We start from the raw sequence: 14,248 nt of genomic DNA, 5'->3' as shown, positions 1-14,248 counted from the left end.
TAACGACGCTGTCCGTCGTTGTGGTGCGCACTATACGGATGCCCTCGAAGGCTGTAAAGCCCCGTTCAGAAAAAATCTCAAAAATTTCAAGTCGTTGTTCCTTGGGCTGTTTTGGCATCACTCAAGGGCCCTGACGGGGCTGTCAAAGCCTCGGATTTCCGGTTTCAATACGGCTATGCCAAACTAACCCTATATAGACAAGGTGAACCCCTACTAATGGCCGATTGGCAGACCCTCGATCCCGAGGCCGCTCGTGAAGCGGAAAAATACGAAAACCCCATTCCTAGCCGTGAGCTGATCCTCCAGCGCCTTGACGAGCGCGGCTCTCCCGCCGCCCGCGAGCAACTGGTGGAAGAGTTCGGCCTGCAGACCGAGGACCAGATCGAGGCCTTGCGTCGCCGCCTGCGCGCCATGGAGCGCGACGGCCAGCTGATCTACACCCGGCGCGGCACCTATGCCCCGGTAGACAAGCTGGACCTGATCCTGGGTCGCATCTCGGGCCACCGCGACGGTTTCGGTTTTCTCGTCCCCGACGATGGCAGCGACGACCTGTTCCTGAGCCCGGCGCAGATGCGCCTGGTGTTCGATGGCGACCGAGCGCTGGCGCGCGTGTCCGGGCTTGACCGGCGCGGCCGGCGTGAAGGCGTGGTGGTCGAAGTGATCTCCCGTGCCCACGAAAGCATCGTGGGGCGCTACTTCGAGGAAGGCGGGGTGGGCTTCGTGACCCCCGACAACCCCAAGGTCCAGCAGGAAGTGCTGGTGACCCCGGGCCGCAATGCCGGCGCCAAGGTCGGCCAGTTCGTCGAGGTGAAGATCACCCACTGGCCGACCCAGCGCTTCCAGCCGCAGGGCGATATCGTCGAAGTGATCGGCAACTACATGGCGCCGGGCATGGAAATCGACGTGGCGCTGCGCAGCTACGACATTCCCCATGTATGGCCCGAGGCGGTCATCAAGGAAGCGCGCAAGCTCAAGCCTGAAGTCGAAGAGAAGGACAAGGAACACCGCATCGACCTGCGTCACCTGCCGTTCGTCACCATCGACGGCGAAGACGCACGGGACTTCGACGATGCCGTGTACTGCGAAAGCCTGGGCAAGCTGCGCCTGTTCTCCGGTGGCTGGCGCCTGTTCGTGGCGATTGCCGACGTGTCCAGCTACGTGCGCCTGGGCTCTGCCCTGGACAACGAAGCCCAGGTGCGCGGCAACTCGGTGTACTTCCCCGAGCGGGTGATCCCGATGCTGCCCGAGGAACTTTCCAACGGCCTGTGCTCGCTGAACCCGAACGTCGACCGGCTGGCGATGGTCTGTGAAATGACCATCAACAAGTCCGGCCAGATGGTCGATTACCAGTTCTACGAAGCGGTCATCCACTCCCACGCGCGCCTGACCTACAACAAGGTCAGCAGCATGCTCGAACATGCCCGTACCCGTGAAGGCAAGGCGCTGCGTGAGCAGTACAGCCACGTGGTGCCGGACCTCAAGCAGCTGTATGCGCTGTACAAGGTGTTGCTGGCGGCCCGTCACACCCGTGGCGCGATCGACTTCGAAACCCAGGAAACCCGCATCATCTTCGGTGCCGAGCGCAAGATCGCGGAAATTCGCCCGACCGTGCGCAACGATGCGCACAAGTTGATCGAAGAATGCATGCTCGCGGCCAACGTGGCGACGGCCGAGTTCCTCAAGAAGCACGAGATCCCTGCGTTGTACCGCGTGCACGACGGTCCGCCGCCGGAGCGCTTGGAAAAACTGCGCGCCTTCCTCGGCGAGCTGGGGCTTTCGCTGCACAAGGGCAAGGATGGTCCGTCGCCCAAGGACTACCAGGCGCTGCTGTCGCAGATCGCCGGTCGCCCTGACTTCCACCTGATCCAGACCGTGATGCTGCGCTCGCTGAGCCAGGCGGTGTACAGCGCCGACAACAACGGCCACTTCGGCCTGAACTACGAGGCGTACACCCACTTCACCTCGCCGATCCGGCGTTACCCCGACCTGCTGACTCACCGTGCCATCCGCAGCGTGATCCGTTCGCGCCAGGAAACCCCGCACGTCAAGCGGGCCGGCGCGATGAGCATTCCCAAGGCGCGCATCTACCCGTACGACGAGGCGGCCCTGGAGCAGCTGGGCGAGCAGTGCTCGATGAGCGAGCGACGCGCCGACGAAGCCACCCGCGACGTGACCAACTGGCTCAAGTGCGAGTACATGAAGGATCGCGTGGGCGAAAGCTTCCCGGGTGTGATCACCGCGGTGACCGGTTTCGGCCTGTTCATCGAACTGACCGACATCTACGTCGAAGGCATGGTGCACGTCAGTGCCTTGCCGGGTGACTACTACCACTTCGACCCGGTACACCACCGCCTGGCGGGCGAGCGCACCGGTCGCAGCTTCCGCCTGGGCGACACGGTCGAAGTGCGCGTGATGCGCGTGGACCTCGAACAGCGCAAGATCGATTTCGAGATGGCCGAAAACACCCTGAATGCGCCGATCGGTCGCAAGCAGCGTGGTGCCGAGCCTGCCGCCAAGGGCAAGACGGGCGCTGCCCCGGCCAAGTCCAATGGTGCCGCCAAGCCCTACAGCGCGCCTGCCAAGGCCGCCAAGGTCGAAGCGGCGCCGGCCGAGCCGCCGCGTCGCAGCCGCAAGAACGAAACCTCCGAAGCCTATTTCCCGGCCGATGCCGCAGCCAAGAACGCCGAAGTGCGCAAGAGCCGGGAAATGAAGAAGGCGTTGCTGTCCGATGCCAAGAACGCCGTGGGCAAGCCTGCGGCCAAGAGCTCGAAGACGTCTTCGGAGAAACCGAGCAAGCACCGCAAGGGGCCGCCAAAAGCCGGTTCCGCTTCACGTAAACCCAAGGGCAAGTCATGAGTCAGCTGGAAAAGATCTACGGTGTGCATGCGGTGGAGGCCTTGTTGCGCCACCACCCCAAGCGGGTCAAGCAGATCTGGCTGGCCGACAGCCGCAGCGAGCCGCGGGTGCAGGCCCTGCTGGAGCTGGCCGCACAGAACCGAGTGACGGTCGGCCAGGCTGAACGCCGCGAGATGGACGCCTGGGTCGAGGGCGTGCACCAGGGCGTGGTCGCCGAGGTCAGCCCGAGCCAGGTGTGGGGCGAGGCGATGCTCGAAGAGCTGCTGGACCGCACCGAAGGCGCGCCGCTGATTCTGGTGCTGGACGGTGTGACCGACCCGCACAACCTGGGCGCCTGCCTGCGCACCGCCGATGCGGCCGGTGCGCTGGCGGTGGTGGTGCCCAAGGACAAGTCGGCGACCCTGACCCCGGCGGTACGCAAGGTGGCGTGTGGCGCTGCCGAGGTGATTCCGCTGGTGGCCGTGACCAACCTGGCGCGTACCCTGGAGAAGCTCCAGCAGCGCGGCCTGTGGGTGGTGGGCACGGCGGGGGAGGCCGAACAGGAGCTGTATCAGCAGGACCTGACCGGCCCGACCATCCTGATCATGGGCGCCGAGGGCAAGGGCATGCGCCGCCTGACCCGCGAGCACTGCGATTTTCTGGTGAAGCTGCCGATGGCCGGCAGCGTCAGCAGCCTGAACGTGTCGGTGGCCACGGGCGTGTGCCTGTTCGAGGCGGTGCGTCAGCGTCAGGCCAAGCGCAAGGCCTGATAAGGCGTTGCCACTTTCGCGGGTCAAGCCCGCTCCCACAGGGCTTTCGGTGGCCTGTGTGGGGGCGGGCCTGGCCCGCGATGCTTTCAAGGCTGTTCAAATAATCACCAATTGCCTTGCGTGCGCCCCGGCGCTTCTCTACAATTGCGCCCCTTGCCCCGCTGGCAGGCGCGCATGCGCCCACCGCACAAGGCAAGACAAACAGTGTCATTCACTCCTTGTCTGACCACCCTGGTGGCAGACTACAACCCGTAAGGAGCATTCATGCGTCATTACGAAATCATCTTTCTGGTCCACCCTGACCAGAGCGAGCAAGTCGGCGGCATGGTTGAGCGTTACACCAAGCTGATCGAAGAAGACGGCGGCAAGATCCACCGTCTGGAAGACTGGGGCCGTCGTCAACTGGCCTACGCAATCAACAATGTTCACAAGGCTCACTACGTGATGCTGAACGTTGAGTGCACCGGCAAGGCCCTGGCCGAGCTGGAAGACAACTTCCGCTACAACGATGCCGTGATCCGTAACCTGGTCATCCGTCGCGACGAAGCCGTTACCGGCCAGTCCGAGATGCTCAAGGCTGAAGAAAACCGCAGTGAGCGCCGTGAGCGTCGCGACCGTCCTGAGCACGCTGACAACGCCGAAGGCGATGACAGCGACAACAGCGACAACAGCGATAACGCTGACGAGTAATCCACGGACCTTTTGAGGAGCCTATTACATGGCACGTTTCTTCCGTCGTCGTAAATTCTGCCGCTTCACTGCTGAAGAAGTGAAAGAGATCGATTACAAAGATCTCAACACCCTGAAAGCTTATGTATCCGAAACCGGCAAGATCGTTCCAAGCCGTATCACCGGTACCAAAGCTCGTTATCAGCGTCAGCTGGCTACCGCTATCAAGCGCGCCCGCTTCCTGGCCCTGCTGGCCTACACCGACAGCCACGGCCGCTGAGACCGGGTCGTCGACAGGTAGCAAGGGATAAAGTGCATGCGAGCGTTAGCTGATTTCATCATGCGCGGTCGCGTGCAGGCCACTCTGGTAGTGGTCGGTTGTGCGGCATTGCCGCTGTTGTTCTGGTTGAGTGCCGCCGCCGGGAGCCTGGTGTTCCTGCGGCGCGGTTTCAAGGACGCCTCCGGGATCCTCGCCTGGGCATTGCTGCCCGCGCTGGTCTGGTGGTTCTTCGGTGAACCGCGCACCTTGATGGTGTTGCTGGGAACCTTCGGTCTGGCTGCGTTGCTACGCGCCGGACAGTCCTGGAGCCGGGTGCTGTTGTTCAGCATCGCCTGGGGCCTGGTGTATGGCGTCATCCTGGGTTCGGTGTTCCGCGAACCGATCGAAGCGCTGGCGCAGGTGCTTGAAAAAGCCCTGCCGCAGATGCTCGACGGTCTCTACCAGCAGTTGACGGTAGAAGAGCGGGCCCGCCTGGGGAGCGTGATCGCACCGGTGCTTACCGGCCTGATTGCGGCATTGCTGCAGGCAGTCAGTCTGCTGGCCCTGATGTTGGGTCGCTACTGGCAAGCCGCGTTGTACAACCCGGGAGGCTTTGGCAGCGAGTTTCGCGCCATACGGCTCCCGCTGGTACCGGCGCTGTTGCTGCTGGTGTGCATGCTGATAGCGCCGAATTTCGGCAGCGAACTGGCGATGTTGACACCGTTGTGCAGCGTACCGCTGGTGTTCGCCGGGCTGGCTCTGATTCACGGGCTGGTCGCGCAGAAGCGCCTGGCCAGGTTCTGGCTGGTGGGGATGTACGTGACGCTGGTGCTGTTCATGCAGCTGATTTATCCGTTGCTCGTGGTTCTGGCCATTGTCGACAGCCTGATTGATTTTCGCGGTCGTTCTGCATCGAAAGATGCCGGTGACGCGAACGGTGAAGGTTAAAAGTTAAGAGGTTTATACCTAATGGAACTGATCCTGCTGGAAAAAGTCGCCAACCTGGGCAACCTGGGCGACAAGGTAAATGTTAAGGCCGGTTACGGTCGTAACTTCCTGCTGCCATTCGGCAAGGCTACCGCTGCGACCGCTGCCAACCTGGCTGCGTTCGAAGAGCGTCGCGCCGAGCTGGAAAAACTGGCTGCTGACAAGAAAGCTTCGGCTGAAACCCGCGCTGCCCAACTGGCCGAGCTGGAAGTGACCATCACTGCCACCGCCGGTGACGAAGGCAAGCTGTTCGGTTCGATCGGCACCCACGACATCGCTGACGCCCTGACCGCCTCCGGCGTTGAAGTGGCCAAGTCTGAAGTGCGTCTGCCGAACGGCACCATCCGCAACGTTGGCGAATTCGACGTAGCCGTGCACCTGCACAGCGACGTAGAAGCCACCGTTCGCGTGGTTGTCGTCGCAGCCTAAGCTGGACCAATCGACTGGCACCCTGGGTGCCAGCCGGTTAACATCGGGCACGATCCTGCATTGCAGGTCGTGCCCTTTGTCTTTTTCAACACCCTGATTCCCAAGTGGCCATGAACGAGATAACCGCCCCCGAGCAATATGATCTGCAAACCGCTGCCCTGAAGGTGCCGCCGCATTCCATCGAGGCCGAACAGGCCGTACTCGGTGGCCTGATGCTGGACAACAACGCCTGGGAGCGCGTGCTCGATCAAGTCTCCGACGGCGACTTCTACCGGCATGACCATCGCCTGATCTTCCGCGCCATCTACAAGCTCGCCGACCTCAACACCCCGTTCGACGTGGTGACGCTGCACGAGCAGCTCGACAAGGAAGGCCTGAGCTCCCAGGTCGGTGGCCTGGGTTACCTGGGCGAGCTGGCCAAGAACACCCCGTCGGTGGCCAACATCAAGGCCTATGCGCAGATCATTCGCGAGCGCGCCACACTGCGCCAGCTGATCAGCATCAGCAGCGAGATCGCCGACAGCGCGTTCAACCCCCAGGGCCGCAACGCCGCCGAGATCCTCGACGAGGCCGAACGGCAGATCTTCCAGATCGCCGAAGCACGGCCCAAGACCGGTGGCCCGGTAGGGGTCAACGAACTGCTGACCAAGGCCATCGACCGCATCGACACGCTGTTCAACTCCGACAGCGCCATCACCGGTATTTCCACCGGTTACACCGACCTGGACGAGAAGACCAGCGGCCTGCAGCCGGCCGACCTGATCATCGTGGCCGGCCGTCCGTCGATGGGTAAGACCACCTTCGCCATGAACCTGGTGGAGAACGCCGTGTTGCGCAGCGACAAGGCGGTGCTGGTGTACTCCCTGGAGATGCCAGGCGAATCGCTGATCATGCGTATGCTCTCCTCGCTGGGGCGCATCGACCAGACCAAGGTGCGTTCCGGCCAGCTGGACGACGACGACTGGCCGCGCCTGACTTCGGCGGTCAACCTGCTCAATGACCGCAAGCTGTTCATCGACGACACCGCCGGCATCAGCCCGTCGGAAATGCGCGCACGTACCCGGCGCCTGGTGCGTGAGCATGGCGAGATCGCCATGATCATGATCGACTACCTGCAACTGATGCAGATCCCGGGCTCCAGCGGTGACAACCGTACCAACGAGATTTCCGAGATCTCGCGCTCGCTCAAGGCCCTGGCCAAGGAATTCAACTGCCCGGTCATCGCCCTGTCGCAGCTCAACCGCTCCCTCGAGCAGCGCCCCAACAAGCGCCCGGTGAACTCCGACTTGCGTGAATCGGGTGCGATCGAGCAGGACGCCGACGTGATCATGTTCGTGTACCGCGACGAGGTGTACCACCCCGAGACCGAGCACAAGGGCATCGCCGAGATCATCATCGGCAAGCAGCGTAACGGCCCCATCGGCTTCGTGCGCCTGGCGTTCATCGGCAAGTACACGCGCTTCGAGAACCTGGCACCGGGCAGCTACAACTTCGACGACGACGAATAAGGTACCGATGGCCAATTCCGACTTCTGACGTCGGAATTGGTCAAAATTTGTGCTATATTCCGCGCCCGCGATTTCCCTGATACCAAGAACCGGTCACTGACATGCAAGCAGCCAAACCACTTTTCGACTATCCCAAGTACTGGGCCGAATGCTTCGGGCCAGCGCCATTCCTGCCGATGAGCAGGGAGGAGATGGATCAGCTCGGCTGGGATTCCTGCGACATCATCATCGTGACCGGTGACGCCTACGTCGACCACCCGTCGTTCGGCATGGCCATCATCGGCCGGCTGCTCGAAGCCCAGGGCTTCCGGGTGGGCATCATTGCCCAGCCGAACTGGCAGAGCAAAGACGACTTCATGAAGCTGGGCGAGCCGAACCTGTTCTTCGGTGTCGCGGCCGGCAACATGGACTCGATGATCAACCGCTACACCGCCGACAAGAAGATCCGCTCGGACGACGCCTACACTCCGGGCGGCCTGGCCGGCAAGCGCCCCGACCGTGCCAGCCTGGTCTACAGCCAGCGCTGCAAGGAAGCCTACAAGCACGTGCCGATCGTGCTGGGTGGCATCGAGGCCTCGCTGCGCCGCATCGCGCACTACGACTACTGGCAGGACAAGGTGCGGCACTCGATCCTGATCGACGCCTGCGCCGACATCCTGCTGTACGGCAACGCCGAACGCGCGATCGTCGAAGTCGCCCAGCGCCTGTCCTACGGCCACAAGATCGAAGACATCACCGACATCCGCGGCACCGCCTTCGTGCGCCGCGACACCCCGCAGGGCTGGTACGAAGTGGACTCCACGCGTATCGACCGGCCGGGCAAGGTCGACAAGATCATCAACCCGTACGTGAACACCCAGGACACCCAGGCCTGCGCCATCGAGCAGGAGAAGGGCCCGGTCGAAGACCCGCAGGAAGCCAAGGTGGTGCAGATTCTGGCCAGCCCGCGCATGACCCGCGACAAGACCGTGATCCGCCTGCCGTCCTACGAGAAGGTGCGCAGCGATGCGGTGCTGTACGCCCACGCCAACCGCGTGCTGCACCTGGAAACCAACCCGGGCAACGCCCGTGCGCTGGTGCAGAAGCACGGCGAGGTGGACGTGTGGTTCAACCCGCCGCCCATCCCGATGACCACCGAAGAGATGGACTACGTGTTCGGCATGCCCTATGCGCGCGTCCCGCACCCGGCGTATGGCAAGGAGAAGATCCCGGCCTACGACATGATCCGCTTCTCGGTGAACATCATGCGTGGCTGCTTCGGTGGCTGCACCTTCTGCTCGATCACCGAGCACGAAGGCCGCATTATCCAGAACCGTTCCCACGACTCGATCATTCGCGAGATCGAAGAAATCCGCGACAAGGTGCCGGGCTTTACCGGGGTCATCTCCGACCTGGGCGGGCCGACCGCCAACATGTACCGCATTGCCTGCAAGAGCCCGGAAATCGAATCTGCGTGCCGCAAGCCGTCGTGCGTGTTCCCCGGCATCTGCCCCAACCTGAACACCGACCACTCGGCGCTGATCCAGCTGTACCGCAGTGCGCGTGACCTGCCGGGGGTGAAGAAGATCCTGATCGCCTCGGGCCTGCGCTACGACCTGGCAGTCGAGTCGCCGGAGTACGTCAAGGAGCTGGTCACCCACCACGTGGGCGGCTACCTCAAGATTGCCCCGGAGCATACCGAGGAAGGCCCGCTGAACCAGATGATGAAGCCTGGTATCGGCAGCTACGATCGCTTCAAGCGCATGTTCGAGAAGTACTCCAAGGAGGCGGGCAAGGAGCAGTACCTGATCCCGTACTTCATCGCGGCGCACCCGGGCACTACCGACGAAGACATGATGAACCTGGCCCTGTGGCTCAAGGGCAATGGCTTTCGCGCCGACCAGGTGCAGGCGTTCTACCCGTCGCCGATGGCCTCGGCCACTGCCATGTACCACTCGGGCAAGAACCCGCTGCGCAAGGTCACCTACAAGAGCGACGCGGTGACCATCGTCAAGAGCGAGGAGCAGCGCCGCCTGCACAAGGCGTTCCTGCGTTACCACGACCCCAAGGGCTGGCCGATGCTGCGCGAAGCCCTGCAGCGCATGGGGCGTGCCGACCTGATCGGGCCGGCCAAGCACCAGTTGATCCCGCTGCACCAGCCGGCGACCGACAGCTACCAGAGTGCGCGGCGCAAGAACTCGACGCCGGCGGGCAGCCACAAGGTGGCCAAGGAAACCAAGATCCTGACCCAGCACACCGGCTTGCCGCCGCGTGCCAGCGACGGTGCCAAGCCGTGGGACAAGCGCGAGCAGGCCAAGGCGGCCGCCTTTGCGCGTAACCAGGAAGCGGCCAAGGCACGCAAGGACGCCGCCAAGGGTGGCAAGGGCAAGGGCAAGAAGACCCGCGAGCCGGTGTTGCCACGCTGATACGCGTCGCGACCATCGCGGGTCAAGCCCGCTCCCACAGGTACAGTGCAGATCCATAGGCCACTGACTATCCTGTGGGAGCGGCTTGACCCGCGATGAGGCCCGCAAGGCCACATCCATCCTTCTCCCCATCCCCGCCACACGCTACCCTGCATCACCTGCCGTCACCGAGCACGCCCATGGCTGACCCGCTGGCCTCACCAAGCCCTGCCTCCTACCACGAGATGTTCGCGGCGGATGGCAGCGTGCGCCCGCATTGGCAGCGCCTGCACCAGCACCTGCAACGCAGCGGCCCCACCCAGCTGGCACAGCGCCAGGCCCAACTGGCGCGCCATCTGCAGGAAAACGGCGTCACCTACAACATCTACGCCGACCCCGACGGCACCGATCGCCCGTGGGAGCTGGACCTGCTGCCGCAGCTGATCCCCGCGCAGGAGTGGCAGGCGCTGGCGGCGGGCATCGCCCAGCGCGCGCACCTGCTCAACGCGGTACTGGCCGACATCTATGGCCCGCAGCGCCTGATCGGCGAAGGCCTGCTGCCGTCCGAGCTGGTGTTCGGCCACAACAATTTTCTCTGGCCGTGCCAGGGCATCACGCCGCCCGGCTCGACCTTCCTGCATGTGTACGCTGCCGACCTTGCCCGCGGCCCCGATGGGCGCTGGTGGGTCACCGCCGACCGCACCCAGGCGCCCTCCGGGGCCGGCTTCGCGCTGGAGAACCGCACGCTGGTCACGCGCACCCTGCCGGACCTGTACCGCGACCTGCACGTGCAGCACCTGGCCGGCTTCTTTCGCAACCTGCAACAGAGCCTGCTGCGCCTGGCACCCAGCGGCCAGGAACCGCCACTGGTGGTACTGCTGACCCCGGGGCGCTTCAACGAAAGCTATTTCGAGCACCTGTTCCTCGCCCGCCAGCTGGGTTACCCACTGGTCGAAGGCAGCGACCTGACCGTGCGCGATGCCACGGTTTACCTCAAGACCCTGGGCGGGCTGCGCCGGGTGCACGCGATCATGCGCCGCCTGGACGACGATTTCTGCGACCCGCTGGAACTGCGTACCGACTCGGCCCTCGGCGTGCCCGGCCTGCTCGACGCGGTACGCCAGGGCCGCGTGCTGGTGGCCAATGCGCTGGGCAGCGGGGTGCTCGAATCTCCCGGCCTGCTCGGCTTTCTGCCGGCCATCAACCAGCACCTGTTCGGCGAGGCCCTGAGCCTGCCGTCGATCGCCACCTGGTGGTGCGGCGAGCCGCCTGCGCTGGAGCAGGCCCTGGCCAGGCTGCCGGAACTGCTGATCAAGCCGGCGTTCCCCTCGCAGAGTTTCGCTGCGCTGTTCGGGCGCGACCTGGACGACGCGGCGCGCGATGCCTTGGCCGGGCGCATCCGTGCACGCCCGTATGCCTACGTGGCACAGGAACTGGCGCAGTTGTCCCAGGCACCGGTATGGCAGGGCACGCTGCAGGCGCGGCCGATCGGCATGCGGGTGTATGCGGTGGCCACCGCCGATGGCTACCGGGTGCTGCCCGGCGGCTTGACCCGGGTGGCCGCCCTGGCCGATGCCGAGGTGGTGTCGATGCAGCGCGGCGGGGCCAGCAAGGACACCTGGGTACTCGGCGAGGCGGCCCCGGTCGGCGAACAGTGGCAGGCCAGCCGCACCCTTGGCGTGGCCGATCTGATCCGCCAGGACCCGTACCTGCCGTCGCGGGTCGTGGAAAACCTGTTCTGGTTCGGCCGCTATTGCGAGCGCTGCGACACCAGCGCGCGCCTGCTGCGCATTCTGCTCAGCCGCTACCTGGATGGCGAACATCCGTCCACCTGGCAGGCGGCGGTGGCCCTGGCCGAAGAGCTTGAGCTGCTGCCCCCCGAGGGCACCCTGGCCGAGCGCCTGCGCGCCGCCTTGCTCGATGCCGACTGGGCGTTCAGCCTGCGCGCCAACCTGCAGCGCCTGCAATGGACCGCCGCCCAGGTGCGCGGCAAGCTCTCGCGGGAGAACTGGCAGGCGCTGGTGGAGTTGCAGCACGAAGCCCAGGCGCTGGGTGGGCAGACGGCGGACTTCGGCGAGCTGCTGGATTTTCTCAACCGCCTGGTGATGTCGCTGGCGGCGCTGTCCGGCTTTGCCCTGGACGACATGACCCGCGATGAAGGCTGGCGCTTTCTGATGATCGGGCGGCGCATCGAGCGCCTGCAAGGCTTGAGCCTGAGCCTGGCCAGTTTTCTGCGCGGCCCCGGCGCCTTCGACCAGGCGGGTTTGGAATGGCTGCTTGAACTGGGCAACAGCAGCATCACCTACCGCTCGCGCTACCTGGCGGTGGCGCAGTTGATCCCGGTGCTGGACCTGCTCCTGCTCGACCAGCAGAACCCCCATGCGGTGCTGTTCCAGCTCAAGCTGCTGGTGCGTGCCCTGGAGCGATCCAGCGATGAGTTCGGCAGCCCGCCAGACCCGACCCTGGCCCTGCTGGCCGAGCGCCTGTACCACTTCGACCTGGGCAGCCTGGAGCACGCGCTGTTCGGCAAGGCCAGCGTGCGCGCGGTGCTCGATGGCCTGGCCGAGTTGCTGGGCGAGATCGCCAAGGCCAGCCTGCAGGCCTCCGAGCGACTGGCGCTGCGCCACTTCGTGCATGTCGATGACATCAGCCAGCAGACGGTGTCGGCCTGATGAGCGCGCGCTACCAGGTACTGCACGACACCCATTACCGCTATGACAGCCCGGTGTCCCTGGCCCAGCAACTGGTGCATCTGTGGCCACGGGCCTGTGCCTGGCAGCAGTGCGAAGACCGGCAATTGCAGGTCGACCCGCTGCCGACCCGGCGGCGCGACGAGCTCGACGGCTTCGGCAACCCGCTGACCCGGCTGGCGCTGGAGCGCCAGCATGATCAACTGCGCGTGGTGACGCGGGTGCAGGTGAACGTGCTGTCGCGCGCCGCGCCGGTGTTGGCTGCCTCGCCGCCGTGGGAACAGGTGTGCCAGGCGCTGGCATATTCGGGGCAGGCGCTGCCTGCGGCCACGCTGGAGGCGTGCCGCTTTCGTTTCGAATCGCCGTATGTGCGGCTGAAGCAGCGTTTCGTCGTGTTTGCCGAGCCGTGTTTCGCCCCGGGCCAGCCGTTGCTGCTGTGCGTGCAGGCCCTGATGCAGCAGATTTTCAGCCAGTTCACCTTCGATGCCGGTGCCACCCAGGTGGCCACCCCGCTGGTGGAGGTGCTGCAGCGTCGCCGCGGCGTGTGCCAGGACTTCGCCCACCTGATGCTCGCGTGCCTGCGCTCGCGCGGGCTGGCGGCGCGCTATGTCAGCGGCTACCTGCTGACGCGCCCGCCGCCCGGGCAGGCCCGGCTGATCGGGGCCGATGCCTCGCATGCGTGGGTGTCGGTGTATTGCCCGGTCAACGGCTGGGTGGATTTCGACCCCACCAACAACCTGCTGCCGGCGCTGGAGCACATCACTCTGGCCTGGGGCCGGGATTTTTCCGATGTGTCACCGCTGCGTGGGGTGATTCTGGGCGGGGGCAGCCATGACCCGCAGGTGCAGGTGACAGTGTTGCCGCTGGATGAAGGCCCGGCGTGACGGCCCATCACTCCGGGCGCGCGAATTCGACGTTGCTGCCAGTGGCACCGCAGGCATAGGCAGCCAGCAGGCTGCGCATCAGACTACCAAGGGACATGTCCTGTACTCCTAATTGAGAGGTTGTCTCATCGTCCCTGAATGGCGCATGATGGTCCTGCGGATTTTGTGTATACAATCCATAGCGAAAATTTACTACCAGCGCGCCTAACCTGCCCCTTGACTCATATCAGGCCGGTGGGGGACGCTCTGGGGCAGTATAGAAACGGATAAAAAACCCCTGCCAAGGAGATTCACGATGTTTGCCAAAGCTGTTGCGGTATCCCTGCTGACCCTCGCCAGTGCCCAGGTCTTCGCTGCCGATTGCAAGGTCACGGTCGATTCCACCGACCAGATGTCCTTCAACACCAAGGCCATTGAGATCGACAAGAGCTGCAAGACTTTCACCGTCGAATTGACCCACTCGGGCAACCTGCCGAAGAACGTCATGGGCCACAACCTGGTGATCAGCAAAGAAGCTGACATGCAGCCAATCGCCACCGACGGCCTGAGCGCCGGTATCGACAAGGATTACCTGAAGGAAGGTGATGACCGCGTGATCGCCCACACCAAGGTGATCGGTGCTGGTGAGAAGGACTCGGTGACCTTCGATGTTTCCAAGCTCAAGGCTGACGAGAAGTACGGCTTCTTCTGCTCGTTCCCTGGCCACATCTCGATGATGAAAGGCACTGTTACCCTGAAGTAACGCGGCGTTGCCAATCGCGGGTCAAGCCCGCTCCCACAGGTACAACACTGGTCTTGAAGGCAGTGATGTACCTGTGGGGGCGGGCTTGACC

General features: G+C 64.2%; 11 protein-coding genes. All 11 read left to right on the top strand.

Annotated features, from left to right (window positions below; translation table 11 throughout):
* Nucleotides 1–216: 216 nt before the first annotated feature.
* The 11 genes from rnr (at nt 217) to azu (ending at nt 14,157) form a co-directional block, all read left to right on the top strand.
* The gene (rnr, locus tag QMX96_RS19410) at nt 217–2,856 is read left to right on the top strand and encodes a ribonuclease R (RefSeq protein ID WP_282362246.1); all 2,640 of its coding nucleotides are present in this window, start codon (nt 217–219) and stop codon (nt 2,854–2,856) included.
* Nucleotides 2,853–3,605, top strand: coding sequence for a 23S rRNA (guanosine(2251)-2'-O)-methyltransferase RlmB (gene rlmB, locus QMX96_RS19405; RefSeq protein WP_043863525.1), 753 nt, complete (start codon nt 2,853–2,855; stop codon nt 3,603–3,605). Before rnr ends, rlmB begins: the two co-directional genes overlap by 4 nt.
* Before the next feature lie 264 nt (nt 3,606–3,869).
* Nucleotides 3,870–4,295 (top strand): 30S ribosomal protein S6, encoded by a 426-nt coding sequence (gene rpsF / locus QMX96_RS19400; protein ID WP_043863524.1) that lies wholly within the window; start codon nt 3,870–3,872, stop codon nt 4,293–4,295.
* A gap of 28 nt (nt 4,296–4,323) precedes the next feature.
* Nucleotides 4,324–4,554, top strand: a complete 231-nt coding sequence (gene rpsR, locus QMX96_RS19395; protein ID WP_003171373.1) for a 30S ribosomal protein S18 — start codon at nt 4,324–4,326, stop codon at nt 4,552–4,554.
* A gap of 36 nt (nt 4,555–4,590) precedes the next feature.
* The gene (locus QMX96_RS19390; RefSeq protein WP_043863523.1) at nt 4,591–5,481 is read left to right on the top strand and encodes a hypothetical protein; all 891 of its coding nucleotides are present in this window, start codon (nt 4,591–4,593) and stop codon (nt 5,479–5,481) included.
* Nucleotides 5,482–5,502: 21 nt separating this feature from the next.
* Entirely contained in the window at nt 5,503–5,949 is a 447-nt protein-coding gene (rplI, locus tag QMX96_RS19385; protein ID WP_043863522.1) for a 50S ribosomal protein L9, read from the top strand.
* A gap of 110 nt (nt 5,950–6,059) precedes the next feature.
* Complete coding sequence (gene dnaB / locus QMX96_RS19380; protein WP_043863521.1) at nt 6,060–7,457, top strand: replicative DNA helicase; 1,398 nt, start codon at nt 6,060–6,062, stop codon at nt 7,455–7,457.
* Between the two features lie 101 nt (nt 7,458–7,558).
* The gene (locus QMX96_RS19375; protein WP_043863520.1) at nt 7,559–9,862 is read left to right on the top strand and encodes a YgiQ family radical SAM protein; all 2,304 of its coding nucleotides are present in this window, start codon (nt 7,559–7,561) and stop codon (nt 9,860–9,862) included.
* A gap of 179 nt (nt 9,863–10,041) precedes the next feature.
* Nucleotides 10,042–12,513, top strand: coding sequence for a circularly permuted type 2 ATP-grasp protein (locus tag QMX96_RS19370; RefSeq protein WP_058541586.1), 2,472 nt, complete (start codon nt 10,042–10,044; stop codon nt 12,511–12,513).
* On the top strand, nt 12,513–13,415 hold the full coding sequence (locus QMX96_RS19365) for a transglutaminase family protein (RefSeq protein WP_043863518.1): 903 nt from the start codon (nt 12,513–12,515) through the stop codon (nt 13,413–13,415). Before QMX96_RS19370 ends, QMX96_RS19365 begins: the two co-directional genes overlap by 1 nt.
* Before the next feature lie 295 nt (nt 13,416–13,710).
* On the top strand, nt 13,711–14,157 hold the full coding sequence (azu, locus tag QMX96_RS19360; protein ID WP_043863517.1) for an azurin: 447 nt from the start codon (nt 13,711–13,713) through the stop codon (nt 14,155–14,157).
* Nucleotides 14,158–14,248 lie beyond the last annotated feature (91 nt).

This window comes from Pseudomonas sp. PS01300 (assembly GCF_029960155.1).
Taxonomy (GTDB): domain Bacteria; phylum Pseudomonadota; class Gammaproteobacteria; order Pseudomonadales; family Pseudomonadaceae; genus Aquipseudomonas; species Aquipseudomonas palmensis.
This window is presented reverse-complemented; position numbering and strand designations above follow the sequence as displayed.